The sequence below is a fragment of the Burkholderia arboris genome (assembly GCF_038723655.1).
Classification (GTDB): domain Bacteria; phylum Pseudomonadota; class Gammaproteobacteria; order Burkholderiales; family Burkholderiaceae; genus Burkholderia; species Burkholderia arboris.
On record NZ_CP109821.1, the window covers coordinates 3457973 to 3477989 of the forward strand.

General features: G+C 66.7%; 20 protein-coding genes. 14 read left to right on the forward strand and 6 right to left on the reverse strand.

All coding sequences use genetic code 11. The features are described from left to right. The first annotated feature begins 26 nt into the window (after positions 1-26). Positions 27-524, forward strand: a complete 498-nt coding sequence (locus tag OHZ10_RS16200; RefSeq protein ID WP_256085333.1) for a hypothetical protein — start codon at positions 27-29, stop codon at positions 522-524. After that, positions 524-742, forward strand: a complete 219-nt coding sequence (locus OHZ10_RS16205) for a hypothetical protein (RefSeq protein ID WP_059233009.1) — start codon at positions 524-526, stop codon at positions 740-742. Before OHZ10_RS16200 ends, OHZ10_RS16205 begins: the two co-directional genes overlap by 1 nt. A 78-nt stretch (positions 743-820) precedes the next feature. On the opposite strand, the gene OHZ10_RS16210 is transcribed toward OHZ10_RS16205, so the two are convergent. Together OHZ10_RS16210 and OHZ10_RS16215 are read right to left on the reverse strand one after the other, a co-directional pair. Next, entirely contained in the window at positions 821-1657 is an 837-nt protein-coding gene (locus OHZ10_RS16210; RefSeq protein WP_059233008.1) for an FTR1 family iron permease, read from the reverse strand. Between the two features lie 12 nt (positions 1658-1669). Further along, positions 1670-2002 (reverse strand): cupredoxin domain-containing protein, encoded by a 333-nt coding sequence (locus OHZ10_RS16215; RefSeq protein WP_011353437.1) that lies wholly within the window; start codon positions 2000-2002, stop codon positions 1670-1672. Positions 2003-2332: 330 nt separating this feature from the next. Between OHZ10_RS16215 and OHZ10_RS16220 the strand changes: the two genes are divergently transcribed. Further along, on the forward strand, positions 2333-2533 hold the full coding sequence (locus OHZ10_RS16220; protein WP_059233007.1) for a heavy-metal-associated domain-containing protein: 201 nt from the start codon (positions 2333-2335) through the stop codon (positions 2531-2533). A gap of 58 nt (positions 2534-2591) precedes the next feature. On the opposite strand, the gene OHZ10_RS16225 is transcribed toward OHZ10_RS16220, so the two are convergent. Then, positions 2592-4082, reverse strand: coding sequence for an aldehyde dehydrogenase (locus OHZ10_RS16225; protein WP_174994730.1), 1491 nt, complete (start codon positions 4080-4082; stop codon positions 2592-2594). Positions 4083-4170: 88 nt separating this feature from the next. Beyond that, entirely contained in the window at positions 4171-4722 is a 552-nt protein-coding gene (locus tag OHZ10_RS16230) for a cupin domain-containing protein (protein WP_042976781.1), read from the reverse strand. 455 nt (positions 4723-5177) lie between these two features. Here OHZ10_RS16230 and OHZ10_RS16235 point away from each other — a divergent pair, with 455 nt between their 5' ends. From OHZ10_RS16235 to OHZ10_RS16285, 11 genes are all read left to right on the forward strand, one after another. Beyond that, a complete protein-coding gene (locus tag OHZ10_RS16235; RefSeq protein ID WP_006488040.1) occupies positions 5178-5360 on the forward strand; it encodes a hypothetical protein in 183 nt (60 codons plus the stop codon). A gap of 283 nt (positions 5361-5643) precedes the next feature. Then, complete coding sequence (locus OHZ10_RS16240; protein WP_059233005.1) at positions 5644-6429, forward strand: gamma-glutamyl-gamma-aminobutyrate hydrolase family protein; 786 nt, start codon at positions 5644-5646, stop codon at positions 6427-6429. Between the two features lie 30 nt (positions 6430-6459). Beyond that, positions 6460-7797: a glutamine synthetase family protein gene (locus OHZ10_RS16245; RefSeq protein WP_059233004.1), complete on the forward strand. Its 1338-nt coding sequence runs from the start codon at positions 6460-6462 to the stop codon at positions 7795-7797. A gap of 35 nt (positions 7798-7832) precedes the next feature. Next, positions 7833-9266, forward strand: a complete 1434-nt coding sequence (locus OHZ10_RS16250; RefSeq protein WP_342703035.1) for an aspartate aminotransferase family protein — start codon at positions 7833-7835, stop codon at positions 9264-9266. A 62-nt stretch (positions 9267-9328) separates the two neighbouring features. After that, on the forward strand, positions 9329-10444 hold the full coding sequence (locus tag OHZ10_RS16255) for a polyamine ABC transporter substrate-binding protein (RefSeq protein WP_059233002.1): 1116 nt from the start codon (positions 9329-9331) through the stop codon (positions 10442-10444). 188 nt (positions 10445-10632) lie between these two features. Then, positions 10633-11787: an ABC transporter ATP-binding protein gene (locus tag OHZ10_RS16260; RefSeq protein WP_059233001.1), complete on the forward strand. Its 1155-nt coding sequence runs from the start codon at positions 10633-10635 to the stop codon at positions 11785-11787. A 10-nt stretch (positions 11788-11797) separates the two neighbouring features. After that, on the forward strand, positions 11798-12784 hold the full coding sequence (locus tag OHZ10_RS16265) for an ABC transporter permease subunit (RefSeq protein WP_342703037.1): 987 nt from the start codon (positions 11798-11800) through the stop codon (positions 12782-12784). Then, on the forward strand, positions 12781-13620 hold the full coding sequence (locus OHZ10_RS16270; RefSeq protein WP_059232999.1) for an ABC transporter permease subunit: 840 nt from the start codon (positions 12781-12783) through the stop codon (positions 13618-13620). Before OHZ10_RS16265 ends, OHZ10_RS16270 begins: the two co-directional genes overlap by 4 nt. A 116-nt stretch (positions 13621-13736) precedes the next feature. Next, positions 13737-15323, forward strand: a complete 1587-nt coding sequence (locus tag OHZ10_RS16275; protein WP_059232998.1) for a DUF3138 family protein — start codon at positions 13737-13739, stop codon at positions 15321-15323. A 98-nt stretch (positions 15324-15421) separates the two neighbouring features. After that, a complete protein-coding gene (locus OHZ10_RS16280) occupies positions 15422-16741 on the forward strand; it encodes an FAD-binding oxidoreductase (RefSeq protein WP_342703042.1) in 1320 nt (439 codons plus the stop codon). Positions 16742-16766: 25 nt separating this feature from the next. Continuing rightward, on the forward strand, positions 16767-18068 hold the full coding sequence (locus tag OHZ10_RS16285) for an NAD(P)/FAD-dependent oxidoreductase (RefSeq protein ID WP_059232996.1): 1302 nt from the start codon (positions 16767-16769) through the stop codon (positions 18066-18068). A gap of 72 nt (positions 18069-18140) precedes the next feature. On the opposite strand, the gene gor is transcribed toward OHZ10_RS16285, so the two are convergent. Both gor and OHZ10_RS16295 read right to left on the reverse strand, forming a co-directional pair. Then, positions 18141-19496, reverse strand: coding sequence for a glutathione-disulfide reductase (gene gor / locus OHZ10_RS16290; protein ID WP_059232995.1), 1356 nt, complete (start codon positions 19494-19496; stop codon positions 18141-18143). 244 nt (positions 19497-19740) lie between these two features. Further along, positions 19741-19965 carry a hypothetical protein gene (locus OHZ10_RS16295; protein ID WP_043185162.1) on the reverse strand — a complete coding sequence of 75 codons (225 nt, stop codon included), beginning with the start codon at positions 19963-19965 and terminating at the stop codon, positions 19741-19743. Positions 19966-20017: the final 52 nt, after the last annotated feature.

Genomic DNA, 20017 nt, shown 5'->3' on the forward strand with positions numbered 1-20017 from the left:
GCGCTGACAAGACAGACGGAGAGACAATGGTAAGACTGTTTGGATGTGGCTTGCTGGCGCTGACGTTCGCGTCGACTGGCTGGGCCGCCGAGCACTATGTCGAGGTCTGGAACCCGCCCGAGGCGCGGCATCCCGCGGCACGCACACCGGATGCCCGTACGCCGGATGCCCGTATGCCGGATGCCCGTATGCCGGCCCCGCACACGGGCGCCGACGTACGCACCGGCAAGGGCGCGGAGAAGCACGCGAGCGCCACGCCGAAAGCCGCCGCGAAACCGCACAAGCGCCGCGTCGCGCAGGCCGTGAAAGCCGGTTCGCATCGCCCGGCAGCCACCGCGACCGACACGCCGGCTGCACCGCGCCCGGTCGCGCAACCTGCGCCTGGCCGTCTCACGGTGATGCACCCTGCCGGCGCCGACGAGACGCACGCGCTAAGCTTCTCCAACATCCCGCGTCAATACACGCCGGACGGCAACGTGCTGCAGGTCGGCACGCACGGCCGCTCCGCGGAGGTGACTCGATAATGGAAGCGCAGACCTACCACGGCTACCAGATCTGGGGCCACGCGATCCTGCAGCAGGACGAGATCATGCAGCCGGAACGCTTCGCGGCAAGCGGCACGATCACGCAGAACAACCGGCTCGTGGAAGCGTCCGGCGTACTCGGCGTGTTCGACACCGAAGACGACGCGCGCAATGCGGGGCTCGAATGGGCCCGCGCGTGGATCGACAACCACAGTTGACCGAACCCGGTTGCACGCATCGCACATGAAAGAAGGGGCGTCCATGACGCCCCTTCTTTCATTCGAACCCGGGAAAACTCACGCAGCGGCGCGCGGCGGCCTCACCGTCTCCTGCGGCCGGCCGACGAGCCGTGCCAGCACGAGAATCGCCACCAGCGTCGCGACGTACGCGGCAATCTGGATGCCCGCAGGACGCGCGGTATAGCCGATCAGCGTATGCAGTGCCTTGCCGACGATGCTCGATTCCTTGAGCAGCCACGACGTATCCCAGACCGCATCGCCCCACGACGGCACGAGGCCCGCAGCCAGCAGGAAGCCGACGCACTGGCTCGCCATCCCCGCCGCGAGCAGCACGATCAGCGCGTTGGTCACGGAGAACAGGCGCTTCAACGGAATCTGCAGCAGGCCCGCATACATCGCATAGCCGAGCCCGGCGCCGCCGAGCACGCCGAGCAGCCCGCCGGCGATCATCTGCGGCGTCTGTCCCGGATCGCCCGCCGCGATCCCGTACAGGAACAGCACGGCCTCGGAACCCTCGCGCAGCACCGCGACGCCGACCACGATGGCCAGCCCCGTCAGCGGCCGGCTGCCGGCCGCCACCGCCCGGCCGACCTCACCCATGTGCAGCGCCATCTCGCGGCCGTGCCGGCTCATCCAGATGCAGTGCCACGCGAGCATCAGCGTCGCGACGAACATCACGCCCGCGTTGAAGACTTCCTGCCCCATGCCGGACGCCCATTGCGAGATCACGTCGGCGAACGCCGCGATCAGGCCGGCGCCGATCACGCCGCCGGCCAGCCCGCCGCTCACCCACCAGCCGCGTCGCGGCACGCCCTTCGTGGCGGCCATCACGATCGAGACCACCAGCGCGGCCTCGAGCACTTCACGAAAGACGATCAGGGCAGTAGACAGCATGTCGGTATCGGCTTACTTGACGGTCAGGTGCGTCTTCGACTGCGCTTCGTGATACTCGTCGTGGAATTCGTAAGTACCGGCCTTCAGCGGCCCGACCAGGATCTCGACCGACTTGCCGGCCGGCACGACCTTCTCCGCCTTGAAGTCGTCGCTCTCGAATTCCGCGGGCGTCGCGTCGAGGTTCTTCACGACGAATTTCACCTTCTTGCCGGCGGGAATCGTCACGCCGTCGGGCGAAAACTTGTGGTCCTTCAGGGTCAGGTTGACGACGTCGTCGGCAGCGAATGCGGACGTTGCCGATGCGCCCAGCAGGGCCAGCGCGAAGCCAAAAGCAAAACGATTCATGGTCGGAAACGGAGAACGGATCTTGAGGGGAATCGATACTAAGAGCGATTCGCATTTCCTCATTGAATGCCCGCGTTGCCGCTATGGGGATCGCGCTTCATACCGTTTCGCCGAGCGTTGTCCGGAAAGGCTTTTCCCGGCGCGCGACACGGCACGGCCGCGGTCAATCGGGCCAAACACCGACCGGCATGCGCGGCAGCGCGCCGATTCGTCCGATTACAGCCATACGCATCATCGGCCGCAAGGTATCCTGCACACAACGCTTGACCTTCCCACCATGGCAAACTTCATGCTGACGGTGTTCGTCAATCGTCAACTCAGGAGAACACGATGGAATTCGAAGTCCAGGACATGACCTGCGGCGGCTGCGCCAATGCGATCACGCGCGCGGTGACGGCCGCCGATCCCGCCGCGAAGCTCGACATCGACGTCGCGGCGAAGATCGTCAAGGTCGAATCGGCGCAAGGCGCGCAGCGCGTGCAGTCGATCATCGAAGCCGCCGGCTTCCACCCCGCGCTGCGCAGCGCATAACGCGCGCACGATGGCTGGCGCACCGCCGAACGGCGATGCGCCGGCGCCCGGCATCGCGTCAGCGCAGCCGGATCAGCGTCGACTTCAGCTCGGTGTACTTCTCGAGCGCGTGCAGCGACTTGTCGCGGCCGTTGCCCGACTGCTTGTAGCCGCCGAACGGGAAGTTCATGTCGCCGCCCTCGTCATAGCAGTTCACCCACACGGTGCCCGCACGCAGCCGGCGCGACACGTCGTGCGCGGTCGTCAGGTTCGACGTCCACACGGCCGCGGCCAGCCCGTATTCGGTGTCGTTCGCGATCCGCACGGCCTCGTCGACGTCGTCGAACACGATTACCGACAACACGGGCCCGAAGATCTCCTCGCGCGCGATCTTCGCATCGGGCTTCACCTCGAACACCGTCGGCTCGACGTAGAAGCCGCCCGTCTCCTGCTTCACGCGCGCACCGCCCGTGACGAGCCGGCCTTCGCTGCGTCCTGCGTCGATATAACCGAGCACGCGCTCGAGCTGGATGCCGTCGACGATCGCCCCCATCGACACCGACGGATCGAGCGGGTTGCCCGGCACGTATGCGCGTGCAGCCGCGACGAGCTTCTCGATGAACGCATCCTTGATGTCGCGATGCACGAGCAGCCGCGAGCCGGCCGTGCACATCTCGCCCATGTTGTAGAAGATCGCACCGGCCGCGGTCTGCGCCGCGCGGTCGAGGTCGGGGCAATCGGACAGCACGATGTTCGGCGACTTGCCGCCAAGCTCGAGCCACGCGCGCTTCAGGTTCGACTGCGCGGCGTACTGCATGATCAGCTTGCCGACGGCCGTCGAGCCCGTGAACGCGATGCAGTCGACGTCGCGATGCAGCGCGAGCAGCTTGCCCGGCTCGCCGGCGCCCGGCACGACGTTGAACACGCCGGCCGGGATACCGGCTTCGAACGCGAGCTGCGCGACGCGGATCGCGGTCAGCGGCGATTTCTCCGACGGCTTCAGCACGACGCTGTTGCCGGCCGCGAGCGCGGGACCGAATTTCCATGCGGCCATCAGGATCGGGAAGTTCCACGGCACGACGGCCGCCACCACGCCGACCGGCTCGCGCGTGACGAGCCCGACCAGATGATGGTCGGCCGGCGCGACCTCGCCGCCGACCTTGTCGATCGCTTCCGCAAACCATTCGACACAGTACGCGGCGCCCGGCACGTCGACCGTCGTCGTGTCGCCGATCGGCTTGCCGGCGTCGAGCGTCTCGAGCAGCGACAGCTCGTCGAGATGCTCGCGCATCAGCGCGGCCCAGCGCAGCAGCACGGCCTTGCGCGCGCGCGGATTCAGGCCGGCCCACACGCCTGCGTCGAATGCGCGGCGTGCGGCCGCGACGGCTGCGTTCACGTCCGCTTCGCCGCAGTCGGCGACCTTCGCCAGCACGCGGCCGTCGATCGGGCTCACGCAGTCGAACGTCTTGCCGCCGTGCGCGTCGCGCGACGCGCCGTCGATGAATGCGCGCCCTTCGATCTCGAGCGACGCCGCCTTGTCCTGCCAGTCAGCCAAAGTCAACTTGTTCATCAGGATGCCTCAATGTTGTGACATTCGCGATGCGGCACGCCGCGCGCGTCGCGCGCGGCCGGCCGTCAGCGAATGCGGTGACGCGCGGTCAGAAGGTCGCCGGCGAATTGGCCGAGACGACCTCGCAGATCAGATCCGCGCTGGGATTGCGAAAACGGTGCGGCAAACGGCTTTCGAAGTAGTAGCCGTCTCCGGGGTCGAGCAGCCACGTCGCGCCGTCGACGGTCAGCTCGAGCCGGCCCGACACGACGACACCGCCCTCGTGCCCCGCGTGCACGAGCATCTCGGGCCCCGTGTCGGCGTGCGGCTGATAGATCTCGCGCAGGATGCACATGTTGCGATCCTTCACGCTCGCGCCGACCAGATGAAACGCGAGCGTGTCGTTGCCGAGGTTCGGCATTTCGTCACGGCGCGACACGACCGAGCGCGATTCGACGAGCTCGAACGTGAAGAACTCCGCGAGGCTCATCGGGATGCATTCGAGCAACTTCTTCAGCGAGCCGACCGACGGGCTCACGCGCCCCTGTTCGATCAGCGAGATCGTGCCGTTGGTCACGCCGGCGCGCTTCGCGAGTTCGCGCTGCGACAGGCCATGCTTGTTGCGCACGAAGCGCAGGCGCTCGGCGACTTCGGTGGACATCGATTCGGTTTCGGACACGATAAGTGCGATGACAAAGTGAAACGACGCAGTGGACAGCCGTTGAATATTCTAATCACTTTATGCCGCAGATCAGCGGGGAAAACCCTGAAAGGCGTTCGAAATAATGAACACCAAGTCGATTATTCGTTTTACGAATCTTTTATACGCACTGCTCGGGAAACCCCTGATGCAGGACCGTTAAAAAACATTTGACGCCGTTTTTGGCTCGTATATGCTGGCTCTCAGGTCAGCGTCATCAGGCTTTCACAGGCATCGAAAAGCGTTATCGCAACGCAACAATTGATGCCCGTCAATGTAAGTGGCGCAGGACCGGCGCCTTGATTATTTTAAACGCCCAGTGCGTTGAAACGGTCGGGTGTTCAATACTTTCAACAACCCAGTCGAGTGTAATCGTGAGAGTCCGTGGCCCTCTGGTGAGGTGGGATCGAGGCGATGTGCGAAGTTTGCGCAGCGCCGTTCCCGCTTCCGACGGCAGTTGCGGCTGGCATAGTCCTCGCCTGCTTCACCTGTCGATCTACACCATCCTGTCCCGTCGTTCCGTTCGGCGCCACAACGCCGTTTCCGCACGCGCATTCGTCGCCGTCGATACCGACGAAGTGGCGTCGCTGCTGCCGTAGCGCCTCTCCTTTCTTCACGTCGTTCGTTTTGTTTGCCGATTCGCCAACCGCATCGTCCGTGCGGTGACGGAACGCGTTCGCGCATTCGTTGCCGCGTCGCGTATCGCAATGAAACGAACGACGGCCTGATCGTCGCGCGCAGCGCGGATCGCCACGCCATCCCGTTGCGCCCACTCACCAGCGGCCTTGCGCTTTGCGCCAGGCTGCGGGGTCGTGTCGTGCCTGCGTTTTGCCGCATTCATCCCGGCGCACGCCACATCCCTACGGATTACTGATTGACGTCATGGAAAGGAAACCTCTCGTCGGCCTCACCGCCGACCTCACCCAGATCGGCGCTCACGCGTCGCATACGGTCGGCGACAAGTACGTCGCCGCGATCGTCGACGGCGCGCATGCGCTCGCGATGGTGCTGCCCGCACTCGGCGAACGCCAGCCGGTCGACGACGTGCTCGACGCAGTCGACGGCCTGCTGTTTACCGGCAGCTATTCGAACGTCGAGCCGCACCGGTATGGCGGCGATCCGAGCGCGCCCGGCACGAAGCACGATCCGGCACGCGACGCGACGACGCTGCCGCTGCTGCGCGCGGCGATCGCTGCGGGCGTGCCCGTGCTCGCCGTCTGCCGCGGCTTCCAGGAGCTGAACGTCGTCTGCGGCGGCACGCTGCACCAGCACGTGCATGACGTGCCGGGCCTCGCCGACCACCGTGAGGACGACGACGCGCCGATGGACACGCAATACGGCCCCGCGCACGTCGTGCGGCTGACGCCCGGCGGCAAGCTGCACGCACTCGCCGGCGGCCGCGACGAAGTGCACGTGAACTCGCTGCACAAGCAGGGCATCGCGCAGCTCGGCTCCGGCCTCGCCGTCGAAGCCGTCGCACCGGACGGCCTGATCGAGGCCGTCAGCGTCGTCGACGCACCGGCGTTCGCACTCGCCGTGCAGTGGCACCCCGAATGGCGCCATGCGCAGGACCCGCTGTCGAGCGCGATCTTCCGCGCCTTCGGCGACGCCTGCCGCGCCCGCCGCACGGCCCGCACGCGCGCCACGGCCGCCGCCGCGCTCGCCTGAGCGCGCCGACCCAAACTAACGAGAACAGACATGCACGACATCGAAGACTTTCTGAAACAACACCGGATCACCGAAGTCGAGGCGATCATTCCCGACATGGCCGGCATCGCGCGCGGCAAGATCACGCCGCGCAACAAGTTCACGTCCGGCGAGTCGATGCGCCTGCCGCAGGCCGTGATGGTCCAGACCGTCACCGGCGAATATCCGGAAGACGGCTCGCTGACCGGCGTGACCGATCCCGACATGGTCTGCGTGCCCGACGCATCGACGATCCGCCTGATCCCGTGGGCCATCGACCCGACCGCGCAGGTGATCCACGACTGCGTGCACTTCGACGGCTCGCCGGTCGAGATCTCGCCGCGCTACGTGCTGCGCCGCGTGCTCGACCTGTACAAGGCGAAGGGCTGGAAGCCCGTCGTCGCGCCGGAACTCGAGTTCTATCTCGTCGACATGAACAAGGACCCGGACCTGCCGCTGCGTCCGCCGGTCGGCCGCACGGGCCGCCCCGAAACGGGCCGCCAGTCGTATTCGATCGAGGCCGTCAACGAGTTCGACCCGCTGTTCGAGGACATCTACGAGTACTGCGAAGCACAGAACCTCGACATCGACACGCTGATCCACGAAGTCGGCGCCGCGCAGATGGAGATCAACTTCATGCACGGCGACGCGCTGTCGCTGGCCGACCAGGTGTTCCTGTTCAAGCGCACGGTGCGCGAGGCCGCGCTGCGTCACAACATGTACGCGACGTTCATGGCCAAGCCGATGGAAGACGAGCCGGGTTCGGCGATGCACGTGCACCAGAGCATCGTCGACGAGGAAACGGGCCAGAACCTGTTCACGTCGCAGGAAACCGGCGGCGCGACGTCGATGTTCTACAACTACCTCGCGGGCCTGCAGAAGTACACGCCGGCGCTGATGCCGATCTTCGCGCCGTACATCAACTCGTACCGCCGCCTGTCGCGCTTCATGGCCGCGCCGATCAACGTGCAGTGGGGCTACGACAACCGCACGGTCGGCTTCCGCATCCCGCACTCGGGCCCGGCGGCACGCCGCATCGAGAACCGCATCCCGGGCGTCGACTGCAACCCGTACCTCGCGCTCGCCGCGACGCTCGCGGCCGGCTACCTCGGCATGACGCAACGCCTCGAGCCGACCGAGCCGCTCGTCAGCGACGGCTACGACCTGCCGTACCAGCTGCCGCGCAACCTCGAGGAAGGACTGACGCTGATGGCCGCATGCGAACCGCTCGGCGAGATCCTCGGCCACAAGTTCCTGAAGGCGTATTTCGCGCTGAAGGAAACCGAATACGAAGCGTTCTTCCGCGTGATCAGCTCGTGGGAACGCCGCCATCTGCTGCTGCACGTCTGAGCGCGCACAACCGAATACGGAATCACGGAGGAAACATGACTTACCGCAACGAATCTGCCTGGATCCAGCCGGCCGCGCCGGCCGCCGCGCCGCGCGCGACGCAGGCACGCTCGACCGCCGAATACCGCGCGCTCGACGCCGCGCACCACATCCACCCGTTCTCGGACATGGGCGCGCTGAACCGCGCGGGCAGCCGCGTGATCGTGAAGGCCGACGGCGTCTACCTGTGGGATTCGGACGGCAACAAGGTGATCGACGGGATGGCCGGTCTCTGGTGCGTGAACGTCGGCTACGGCCGCAAGGAACTCGCCGACGCCGCATACCGCCAGCTGCAGGAACTGCCGTTCTACAACACGTTCTTCAAGACCACGCACCCGCCGGTGATCGAGCTGTCGGCGATGCTCGCGGAAGTGACGCCGGCCGGCTTCAACCACTTCTTCTACTGCAACAGCGGCTCGGAAGGCAACGACACCGTGCTGCGCCTCGTGCACCGGTACTGGCGCGTGCAGGGCAAGCCGCAGAAGAAGTACGTGATCTCGCGCAAGAACGGCTACCACGGCTCGACGATCGCGGGCGGCACGCTCGGCGGGATGGGCTACATGCACGAGCAGATGCCGTCGAAGGTCGAGCACATCGTGCACATCGACCAGCCGTATTTCTTCGGCGAAGCGCAGCCGGGCGAAACGCCGGAAGCGTTCGGTCTCGCGCGTGCGCAGCAGCTCGAAGCGAAGATTCTCGAACTCGGCGCGGAGAACGTTGCCGCATTCATCGGCGAGCCGTTCCAGGGCGCGGGCGGCGTGATCTTCCCGCCGTCGACCTACTGGCCGGAAATCCAGCGGATCTGCCGCAAGTACGACATCCTGCTCGTTGCCGACGAAGTGATCGGCGGCTTCGGCCGCACCGGCGAATGGTTCGCACACCAGCACTTCGGCTTCGAGCCGGACCTGATCACGATGGCGAAGGGCCTCACGTCGGGCTACGTGCCGATGGGGGCGGTCGGCATTCACGAGCGCGTCGCGCGGCCGATCATCGACAACGGCGAATTCAATCATGGCCTCACGTACTCGGGCCACCCGGTGGCAGCGGCCGTCGCGGTCGCGAACCTGAAGCTGCTGCGCGACGAAGGCATCGTCGAGCGCGTGAAGAACGACACGGGCCCGTACTTCCAGGCGTTGATGCGCGAGACCTTCGCGCGTCACCCGATCATCGGCGAGGTGCATGGCCACGGCCTCGTCGCGAGCCTGCAGCTCGCCGAATCGCCGGCCGATCGCCGCCGCTTCGCGAACGGTGGCGACGTCGGCACGATCTGCCGCGACTTCTGCTTCAACGGCAACCTGATCATGCGTGCCACCGGCGACCGGATGCTGCTGTCGCCGCCGCTCGTGATCACGCGCCAGGAAATCGATGAACTCGTGTCGAAGGCGAAGAAAGCCGTCGATGCAACCGCCCAGCAACTGGGTATTTCGTAACGGTTTTGCCTACAGGCGTGCGGCGGGCGCCGCACGCCGCCATAACCCAAGGGAATTCCACCATGCGTGCCTGCTTTCTTCGCCAAGCCTGTTCTGTTGCCGCCCTTGCCGCCGCGGCAGCGTTCACGTCGGTCGCCAGCCCGTCGGCGCATGCCGACGAGCTGAATGTCTACAACTGGTCCGATTACATCGCACCTGACACGATCCCGAACTTCCAGAAGCAGACGGGTATCCACGTCAAGTACGACAACTACGACAGCGACGACACGCTTCAGGCGAAGCTGCTTGCCGGCAGTTCGGGTTACGACATCGTCGTGCCGACGTCGAACTACATGGCCAAGCAGATCCAGGCCGGCGTGTACCAGAAGCTCGACAAGTCGAAGATTCCGAACCTCGCGAACCTCGACCCGCTGCTGATGAAGATGATCGCCGATGCCGATCCGGGCAACCAGTACGGCGTCCCCTGGGCCTACGGCACGGACGGCATCGGCTACAACGCGCAGGCAGTGAAGAAGGCGCTCGGCGACAAGGCACCGGTCGACAGCTGGGCGCTGGTGTTCGACCCGGCCAACATGGAAAAGCTGAAGGGATGCGGCGTGTCGTTCCTCGACCAGGCCGTCGACGTGTTCGCCGCGACGCTGCAATACATGGGCAAGAACCCGAACAGCACCAACCCCGGCGACTACCAGGCAGCATTCGAAGTCCTGAAGAAAGTCCGCCCGTACATTACCCAGTTCAACTCGTCCGGCTACATCAACGACCTCGCGAACAACGACGTGTGCGTTGCGCTCGGCTGGTCGGGTGACGTCGGCATCGCGCACCGCCGCTCGTCCGAAGCGAAGCGTTCGTACGACATCAAGTTCGCGAATCCGAAGGAAGGCGGCCTGCTCTGGTTCGACGTGATGGTGATCCCGAAGGATGCACCGCACCCGGAAGCCGCCATGAAATGGATCAACTACGTCTCCGATCCGAAGGTCAACGCGGCGATCACCAACACGGTGTTCTATCCGACCGCGAACAAGGCCGCGCACCCGTTCGTCACGCCGTCCGTCGCACAGGACCCGACCGTCTACCCGCCGGAAGACGTGCTGAAGAAGATGGTGCTGATGAAGCCGATGCCGGCCGACATCCTGCGCCTCGAGAACCGTCTGTGGGCCCAGCTGAAGACGGGCCACTGACCGTCATGCATCACGGCGGCGCAGGCATCGCGGTACGCCTGCCCGCCTGAGATCCGCGGACCTCCGTCCGCCCGCGCGCACCGCGCGCCCTGTTCCATCCGGCACGAGCCGTTGTCCGTGAGTCGCATTGCGCGCCTCGCGCGGGGACGCTCACGCCTGCAATCCGTGAAGAACGAATGGTGACTCCCATGCAATCGATACCCTCTTCCGCTGCTGCACGACAGACCCAACCGGCCGCCGTGGCCCGTCCGCAAAACGACGCGTTCGTACGCATCGAAAACGTCGTGAAGAAATTCGGCGACAGCACGGCCGTCGACAACGTGAACCTGACGATCGCGAAGAACGAACTGTTCGCGCTGCTCGGCAGCTCCGGCTGCGGCAAGTCCACGCTTCTGCGCATGCTCGCCGGGCTGGAAACGGCCACCTCCGGCAAGATCTTCGTCGACGGCGAGGACCTCGCGTCGCTGCCGCCGTACCGCCGCCCGGTGAACATGATGTTCCAGTCGTACGCGCTGTTCCCGCACATGACGGTCGAATCGAACGTCGCGTTCGGCCTGAAGCAGGAAGGCACGCCGAAGCATGAGATCAAGGAGCGCGTGGCCGATGCGCTCGCGCTCGTGCAGATGAGCAAGTACGCGCAGCGCAAGCCGCATCAGCTGTCCGGCGGCCAGCAGCAGCGCGTCGCGCTGGCCCGCTCGCTGGTCAAGCGCCCGAAGCTGCTGCTGCTCGACGAGCCGATGTCCGCGCTCGACAAGAAGATCCGCCAGAAGACCCAGCTCGAACTCGTGAACATCATCGAGAAGGTCGACGTGACCTGCGTGATGGTCACGCACGACCAGGAAGAGGCGATGACGATGGCCAGCCGCCTCGCGGTGATGAGCGAAGGCAAGATCGTGCAGATCGGCGCGCCGGGCGAGGTGTACGAGTTTCCGAACAGCCGCTTCTCGGCCGAATTCATCGGCTCGACCAACCTGTTCGAAGGCCGCGTCGTCGAGGACGAGCCCGACCACATCTTCGTCGAGAGCGACGACCTCGAAGCGCGCATGTACGTGAGCCACGGCGTCACCGGCCCGCTCGGGATGCCGGTCGGCATCTCGGTGCGCCCGGAACGCGTGCACGTGTCGCGCGAGAAGCCGGGTTCGAAGCACAACTGGGCACGCGGCGTAGTCACCGACATCGCGTACATGGGCAGCTACTCGCTGTACCACGTGCGGCTGCCGAGCGGCAAGACGGTCGTGTCGAACCTGTCGAGCTCGCACCTGATGAGCGACAACGCGCCGGCGTGGAACGACGACGTGTTCGTGTCGTGGTCGCCGGCCAGCGGCGTCGTGCTGACGCAGTGAGGACGACACGATGAGAACCTCTGCTTCCACGCCTTCCGCGCCGGTGTCGACCGGCGCCGCGAGTACGGGCGCCGGCCGCGCCCGCCCGGGCCGCTTCGCCGCGCTGTCGCGTTTCCTGCCGACGGGCCGCAGCGTCGCGATCGGCGTGCCGTTCCTGTGGCTTGCCGTGTTCTTCGCGCTGCCGTTCGTGCTGGTGCTGAAGATCAGCTTCGCCGACCAGGTGATGGGCATTCCGCCGTACACGTCGCTCGTCGAGATCAAGGACGGCGTCGTGCACTTCGCGCTGCAGCTGTCGCACTACGCGTTCCTGCTGCAGGACGACCTGTACATCGCGACCTACCTCAGCTCGCTGAAGATGGCCGCCGTGTCGACGGTGCTGTGCCTGCTGATCGGTTACCCGATGGCGTACTACATCGCACGCTCGGAACCGAACCGCCGCAACGTGCTGATGATGGCCGTGATGCTGCCGTTCTGGACCTCGTTCCTGATCCGCGTGTACGCATGGATCGGCATCCTGAAGGACGACGGCCTGCTGAACCACACGCTGATCGCGCTCGGCGTCATCCACACGCCGCTGCGCCTGTATCACAGCGATGCGGGCGTCTACATCGGGATGGTCTATTCGTACCTGCCGTTCATGGTGATGCCGCTGTACGCGCACCTCGTGAAGATGGACCTGACGCTGCTCGAAGCCGCGTACGACCTGGGCGCGAAGCCGTGGGTCGCGTTCACGCGGATCACGCTGCCGCTGTCGAAGAACGGGATCATCGCCGGCAGCCTGCTGGTGTTCATCCCGGCGGTGGGCGAGTACGTGATTCCGGAGCTGCTCGGCGGCGCCGACACGCTGATGATCGGCCGCGTGATGTGGGATGAATTCTTCAACAACATGGACTGGCCGATGGCGTCCGCGGTGACGGTCGCGATGGTGCTGCTGTTGCTGGTGCCGATGGCGCTGTTCCAGTACTACCAGGTCAAGGAACTGGAGGAAGCGAAATGATCAAGCCGAGCAAACCGCTGTCGACGGGCGTTCTCGCCTTCGGCTTCCTGTTCCTGTACATCCCGATCATCAGCCTGATCGTGTACTCGTTCAACGAGTCGAAGCTGGTGACGGTGTGGTCGGGCTTCTCGCTGAAGTGGTACGCGGCGCTGCTGGAGGACGACGAGCTGCTGACGGCCGCGTGGCTGTCGCTGAAGATCGGCCTGCTGACGGCGACCGCGTCGGTCGTGATCGGCACGTGGGCGGGCTTCGTGCTCGCGCGCTTCGGCCGCTTCAAGGGCTTCACGCTGTACACGGGGATGATCAACGCGCCGCTGGTGATTCCGGAAGTGATCCAGGGCATCTCGCTGCTGCTGCTGTTCGTGGCGCTGGAGCAGATGTTCGGCTGGCCGAAGGGTCGCGGGATGGTGACGATCTGGATCGGTCACGTGATGCTGTGCGTGTCGTACGTGGCGATCATCGTGCAGTCGCGCGTGAAGGAGATGAACAAGTCGCTGGAGGAGGCCGCGCTGGATCTGGGTGCGACGCCGCTGAAGGTGTTCTTCGTGGTGACGCTGCCGCTGATCTCGCAGGCGCTGCTGTCGGGGTGGCTGCTGTCGTTCACGCTGTCGATCGACGATCTGGTGCTGTCGGCGTTCCTGTCGGGGCCGGGGTCGACGACGTTGCCGCTGGTGGTGTTCTCGCGCGTGCGGCTGGGGCTGAACCCGGAGATGAACGCGCTGGCGACGCTGTTCATCACGGCCGTGACGATCGGCGTGATCGTCGTGAACCGGATGATGATCGCGCGCGAGCGGCGCCGCATGGCCGACCTGAAGGCGGCGTTCGCGGCGGCGTGAGCACCGCCCTCCTGCTTCAAAGATAACAAGCACTGCAGACAAGCAAGACGCGCTGCCCCAGGGGGGGCGCGCGATTCGATCCCGATTTGACAGGCGCACGACAAGGAGAATCCGCAATGAAGAAGAAACTGATCTGCCTGCTGGTGGCCGGCGCGTTGCCGGGCATCGCGCTGGCCGGTTCCACATCCGCCGAGATCAAGGCGCTGCAGGCGCAGGTCGCGGCGCTGCAGAAGCAGATGAAGGCGATGCAGGCGCAGCTCGCCGCGAAGCCGGGCGGCGCGGCAGTCGCGACGTCCGGCGCGAGCGCCGGCACGGCGGGCGGCAGCAAGGCCGTCGCGGTGGCCGCCGACCCGGGCTCGCCGGATTACGGCAAGGCGCAGGCCGCGCTGACCAACGACGAAGTCAGCGAAATGAAGCAGCAGATCGCGAACCAGCAGCTGAAGGTCGATTCGCTGACCGACGCGGCCAACACGGGCCCGCTGGCCGGCCTGTCGGTCACGGGCTATATCGATCCGACCTACATGTACAACCGTGCGGCCGGCACGTCGTCGTTCCTGTTCGCGAACCACGAGAACGCGTACAACTACTTCAACAGCACGTTCGGCGACCTCTACCTCGACATCAAGAAGACGTTCGGCGTCGGCCCGATGGCGCCGTCTGCCGAGATCACGCTGATGCCGAACCGCGGCAACGGCATCACGCTGCTGCAGAACTCGCGCGGCTCGATCACCGACAACCTGCTGAACACGGCGGTCGTCAACGTGCCGATCACCGCCGAAACGACGCTGGTCGCCGGCCTGATCCCGAGCTTCGGCGGCTACGAGGTGCAGCAGTCGAACCAGATGCTCACGCTCACGCACAACCTGCTGTACGATTTCTCCGATCCGGGCAGCTACGTCGGTGTCGGCGCGAACTACACGAAGGGCAACTGGGCGTGGAAGTTCTTCCTCGGCAACGAGCAGTACCGCACGTACGGTTCGGTCACGACGACGGGCACGAACGCGCTCGGCGATCCGATCACCACCAGCAACAAGGTGCCGACCTTCACCGCGCGCGCGGACTACACGTGGTCGAGCGCGCTTGACCTCGGCGGCTCGTTCAACATCGGCCGCCAGACGCTGTCGAGCGCGATCGATGCGAACGGCGTCGTCCACTACGGTCCGGGCGGGGCGGCACCGAGCGGCTACGGTTCGTTCTTCTTCGGCGAACTCGATGCGACCTACACGCTCGCCGATATTCAGTACAACGCGGAAGTCGACTACGGCCGGCAACAGCATGCGGCGTTCAACGGCGGGCTCGCGCAGTGGTACGGCCTGTCGCTGCTCGCGCACCGCAAGTTCAACGCGCCGGTGGTCGGCCGCATGGGCGTGACGCTGCGCTACGACCTGCTCGCCAACTCGAAGAACGGCGGCGGCGGCGGCGGCATCGCGCTGAACGGCAACGGGATGGATCCGAGCAACGGCTTCGGCGTCGACGCGGACTGCCTCGCGCAGTCGAAGGCCGGCGGCGGCCTGGGCTTCGAGTGCAAGGGGGCGGTACGCCAGGATGTGGCGCTCGACCTGTTGTTCTATCCGACCCAGCAGATCACCGTGAAGGTCGAATACCGGCACGACTGGGCGAACAACAAGGTGTTCCTGCGCAACGACGGGTCGTACGGCAAGTCCAACGACCTGCTCGCCACGCAGTTCATCTATTCGTTCTGACGCAGCACACGCGGGACGCCGTGCCGCGCGCACGGCGTCCCGCGCCGTTTTCCGGGCGGCTGCGTGCAGGTTGCAGCCTTTTCGAGGGAGTCGTTTTCATGACGCAGTCTTTCACCCGCCGCGCCGATGCGCTCGCGCGCGACTCGTACTACGAAGCAACGGTCACGCGGCCCGATGTCGACGATCCCGCGGCCGGCGCGCCGGTGCTCGAAGCGGCCATCGACGTCGACGTCTGCGTGATCGGCGCCGGCTTCGCGGGCCTGTCGACGGCGCTCGACTGCCGCGCGCGCGGGCTGTCCGTCGCCGTGATCGATGCGCACCGGCCCGGCTGGGGCGCGTCGGGCCGCAACGGCGGCCAGGCGATCACGGGCTTCGCCAAAGACGAGGTGATCGAGCAGCAGCTCGGCGCCGACGGCGCGCGGGCCGCATGGTCGCTGTCGCTCGACGGCGTCGCGCTGATCGCCGAGCGCATCGCGCACTACGGAATCGACTGCGATTTCACGCGCGGCTACCTCACGGTCGCGACGAAACCGCGCCGCATCGACGACCTGCGCGCATGGATGAATGCCGCGACGTCGCGCTGGGGCCATCCGTCGCTCGAATGGCTCGACACCGGCGCGATCCAGGCGCGCATCGCATCGACGCGCTATCTCGCCGGCGTTCACGATCCGCTGTCGGGCCACCTGCATCCGCTCAAGTACTGCCTCGGCCTCGCCGACGCGGCGCGCCGCGAAGGCATCGCGCTGTATGCGCACACGCCCGCGCTCGACGTCGTACGCGGCGCACGGCCCGTCGTACGCACGCCGTCGGGCGAGGTGCGCTGCCGCTACGTCGTGTCGTGCTGCAACGCGGGCCCCGGCGGCGTGCTGCCGGCCGCGACCGCCGCGCGCATCGCGCCGATCGCGTCGTACATCATCGCGACCGAGCCGCTCGGCCAGGCGCGTGCCGACGCGCTGATCGCACAGCGCGAAGCCGTGTGCGACAACAACTTCTTCCTCGACTACTTCCGGCTGTCGGCCGACCACCGGATGCTGTTCGGCGGCCGCGCGAACTCGGCCGGCGCGTCGCCCGCCACGCTCGCCGAAGCGATCCGGCAGCGCATGGTCGGCGTGTTCCCGCAACTGGGCGACGTGCGCGTCGACCACGCGTGGGGCGGGTTCGTCGACGTCACGCGCAACCGCGCGCCGGACTTCGGCGCGCTCGATCCGAACTTCTTCTACGTCCAGGGCTTCAGCGGGCACGGCGTCGCGCTCACCGGCATCGCCGGACGCGCGGTCGCCGGTGCGATCGCGGGCGACACGCGCGCGTTCGACCTGTTCGCACGCATACGTCACCGGCGCTTTCCCGGCGGCGACGCGTGGCGGCAACCCGCGCTCGAACTCGGGATGCTGTACCACCGCGTGCGCGAGCTGTTCTGAACCCTCCTTTTCCGTTCTCCCGACCATGCAGACATTCGCCAACCAGCCGCACGTCGCGTCCTACTACGCGGCGACCGCCAACGATACGACCCGCTACGCGCCGCTCGCCGGCACGATCGACGCCGACGTGTGCGTGATCGGTGCGGGCCTCACGGGCCTGTCCGCCGCGCTCAATCTCGCCGAGCGCGGCCATTCGGTGACCGTGCTCGAAGCGTCGCGGGTCGGATGGGCGGCGAGCGGCCGCAACGGCGGCCAGCTGATCGGCGGCTTCGCGTGCGACATCGACACGTTCGGGCAATTCATGCCGGAAGGCGACGTGAAGCGCATCTGGGACATGGGGCTCGAAACGCTGTCGCTCGTGAAGTCGCGCATCGCGCGGCACGACATCGACTGCGCGCTGGTGCCCGGCTACCTGACCGCCGCCAACACCGAGCGCGACGCGGATGCCTTGAAACGCTGGCGCGACGAAGCCGCGAAACGCTTCGGCTATGACCGCTTCCATTTCGTCGACGCCGACGAACTCGGCGACTACGTGCAATCGGCCCGCTATTGCGGCGGCCTGTACGACCCGGACAGCGGCCACCTGCATCCGCTCAACTACACGCTCGGCCTCGCACGCGGGGCAATCGATGCAGGCGTGCGCATCCACGAGGACAGCTGCGTGACGCGCGTGCGCGACGTATCCGGCGGCCACGTCGTCGAGACGAGCGGCGGCAACGTGCGCGCGCGCTTCGTCGTGCTCGCATGCAACACCTACGTCGGCACGCTGGCGCCCGCGCTGGCGAAGAAGATCATGCCGGTCGGCACCTACGTGATCGCGACCGAGCCGCTCGGCGAAGCGCGCGCCGCCGCGCTGATGCCGGCACGCGCGGCGATCTGCGACAGCCGCTTCGTGCTCGACTATTTTCGGCCGGCGCCCGACACGCGGCTGGTGTGGGGCGGCAAGGTCAGCTATTCGACGCGCGAGCCGCGCGACCTCGCGGCGGCGATGCGTGCGGACATGCTGAAGACATTCCCGCAGCTCGCGGACGTGAAGGTCGACTATGCATGGGGCGGCTTCGTCGACATCACGATGAACCGCGCGCCGCACTTCGGCCGCATCACGCCGACGACGTACTTCGCGCAGGGGTTTTCGGGGCACGGCGTGAACACGACCGCGCTCGCGGGCAAGCTGATCGCCGAAGCGATCAACGGACAGGCGAGCCGCTTCGACCTGTTCGACAAGATCCGGCATCGCGACTTCCCGGGTGGCGAGGCACTGCGCACGCCGGCGCTGGTGCTCGCGATGAGCTGGTACCGGATGCTCGACGCGTTCGGCGTGCATTGAGCGGCGGGCACGCCAACGGGCCACGGCCGCGCCAGAACGCGGCCGTCCCTTCCCGCCGGTGCGCCGCTCCCGCTAGTCGGCCACCTTCTGCCGCATCGTCACGAACTCCTCGGCCGCGGTCGGATGAATGCCGATCGTGTCGTCGAACTGCGCCTTCGTCGCGCCCGCGCGAATCGCGATCGCGATGCCCTGGATGATTTCCCCCGCGTCGCGGCCGACCATGTGCGCGCCGACCACGCGCTGGCTGTCGCGCGCGACGACGAGCTTCATCATCGTGCGCTCGTCGCGCCCCGACAGCGTATGGCGCAGCGCCTTGAACGACGTGCGGTAGAGGTCGACCTCGCCGTGCGCGTGACGCGCATCGGCCTCGGTCAGGCCGACCGTCGCGACCTCGGGCTGGCTGAACACGGCCGACGGCACGGACGCGTGATCGGCCGCGACGCGCGACCCGCCGAACAGCGTGCGCGCGAGCAACCCGCCGTCGCGCGTCGCAACCGGCGTGAGCTGCGGCCGCGACGTGACGTCGCCGATCGCATGGATCGACGGCACCGACGTCGCCGAATACGCATCGACGGCAATCGCGCCGCGCGCGTCGAGCATCACGCCCGCCTGTTCGAGCCCGAGCCCGTCGACGTTCGGCACGCGGCCGGTCGCATAGAGCACCTGGTCGTACGGCCCGTGCCGCGCATCGCCGACGCGCACGCTCAGCGTGCCGTCGTCCGCGCGCTCGATCGACTCGACCACCGCGCGCGCGTGGATCGCGACGCCCTGCTTCGTCATCTCGTCGGTCAGGAACTGGCGCACGTCGCCGTCGAAGCCGCGCAGGATCTGCTCGCCGCGATAGAACAGGTCGACATGGCTGCCGAAGCCGTTGAAGATGCCCGCGAACTCGACCGCGATATAACCGCCGCCAACCACCGCGATGCGCTTGGGGCACGCCGCGAGCGACAGCGCCTCGCGCGACGTGATCGCGTGCTCGATGCCGGGCCGCGACGGCAGCGACGGGCGCGAGCCGGTCGCGATCGCGATGTGGCGCGCGCGGATCGTGCGTGCGCCGATCGCGACCGTGTGCGCATCGACGAGCGTCGCGCGGCCCGCGTGCATGTCGACGCCCGATTGCCGCAGCAGGTTGATGTAGATGTCGCTGAGCCGGTTGATCTCGCGATCCTTCGCGGCGATCAGCGCGGGCCAGTCGAGCGTGCCGGCGCCGAAGGTCCAGCCGAAGCCTTTCGCGTCCTCGACTTCATGCGGGTAGTGCGACGCGTAGACGAGCAGTTTCTTCGGGATGCAGCCGCGCAGGACGCAGGTGCCGCCGATCTGCTCTTCTTCCGCTATGCCGACGCGTGCGCCGTATGACGCGGACATCCGCGCGAGCCTCACGCCGCCCGAGCCGGCGCCAATGACGAACAGGTCGTAGTCGAAATCCATCGCATTCCCTCATCGCAGTTCGGATGAAGGCACGATAGCAAGATTCGGGAATTCGTGCGGCGCACGGCGCGACGCGGGCGCGCCCCAATAAAAAACGGCGAGAGACGTGGCCTCTCGCCGGTCAAACCGACTGCCGGGTGTGCCATGCGTCACCGATCGACCGCATGCCCGACCTGCCGGCTGCGCGGCACCGGTCCGCCCGGGCGCGCGAAGGGCGCACCCGCGGCCGGACCAGCCGCCATGCTCATGCCTGCGACGTGTCGCTGCCGTCCGTCGCCTGCGTATCGTCCGCCTGCTGGGGCTGCTCTTCCTTCTTCTCGAGCATGCCTTCGATGGCTTCGGCGCCCTTGAAACCGGCGACGGCCGCGGCCGCCTTGGTCAGCAGGCCCGCATCCGGATCCAGCTTTTCCGCGCCTTCGACAGCTGCGACTGCGCCAGCGATTTCACCCACGGTGTTCAGGATACCCATCGTCATCCCCTTTCAAGAAAATCGTGAGCGCATCGTCCCACGAAAGAAACCG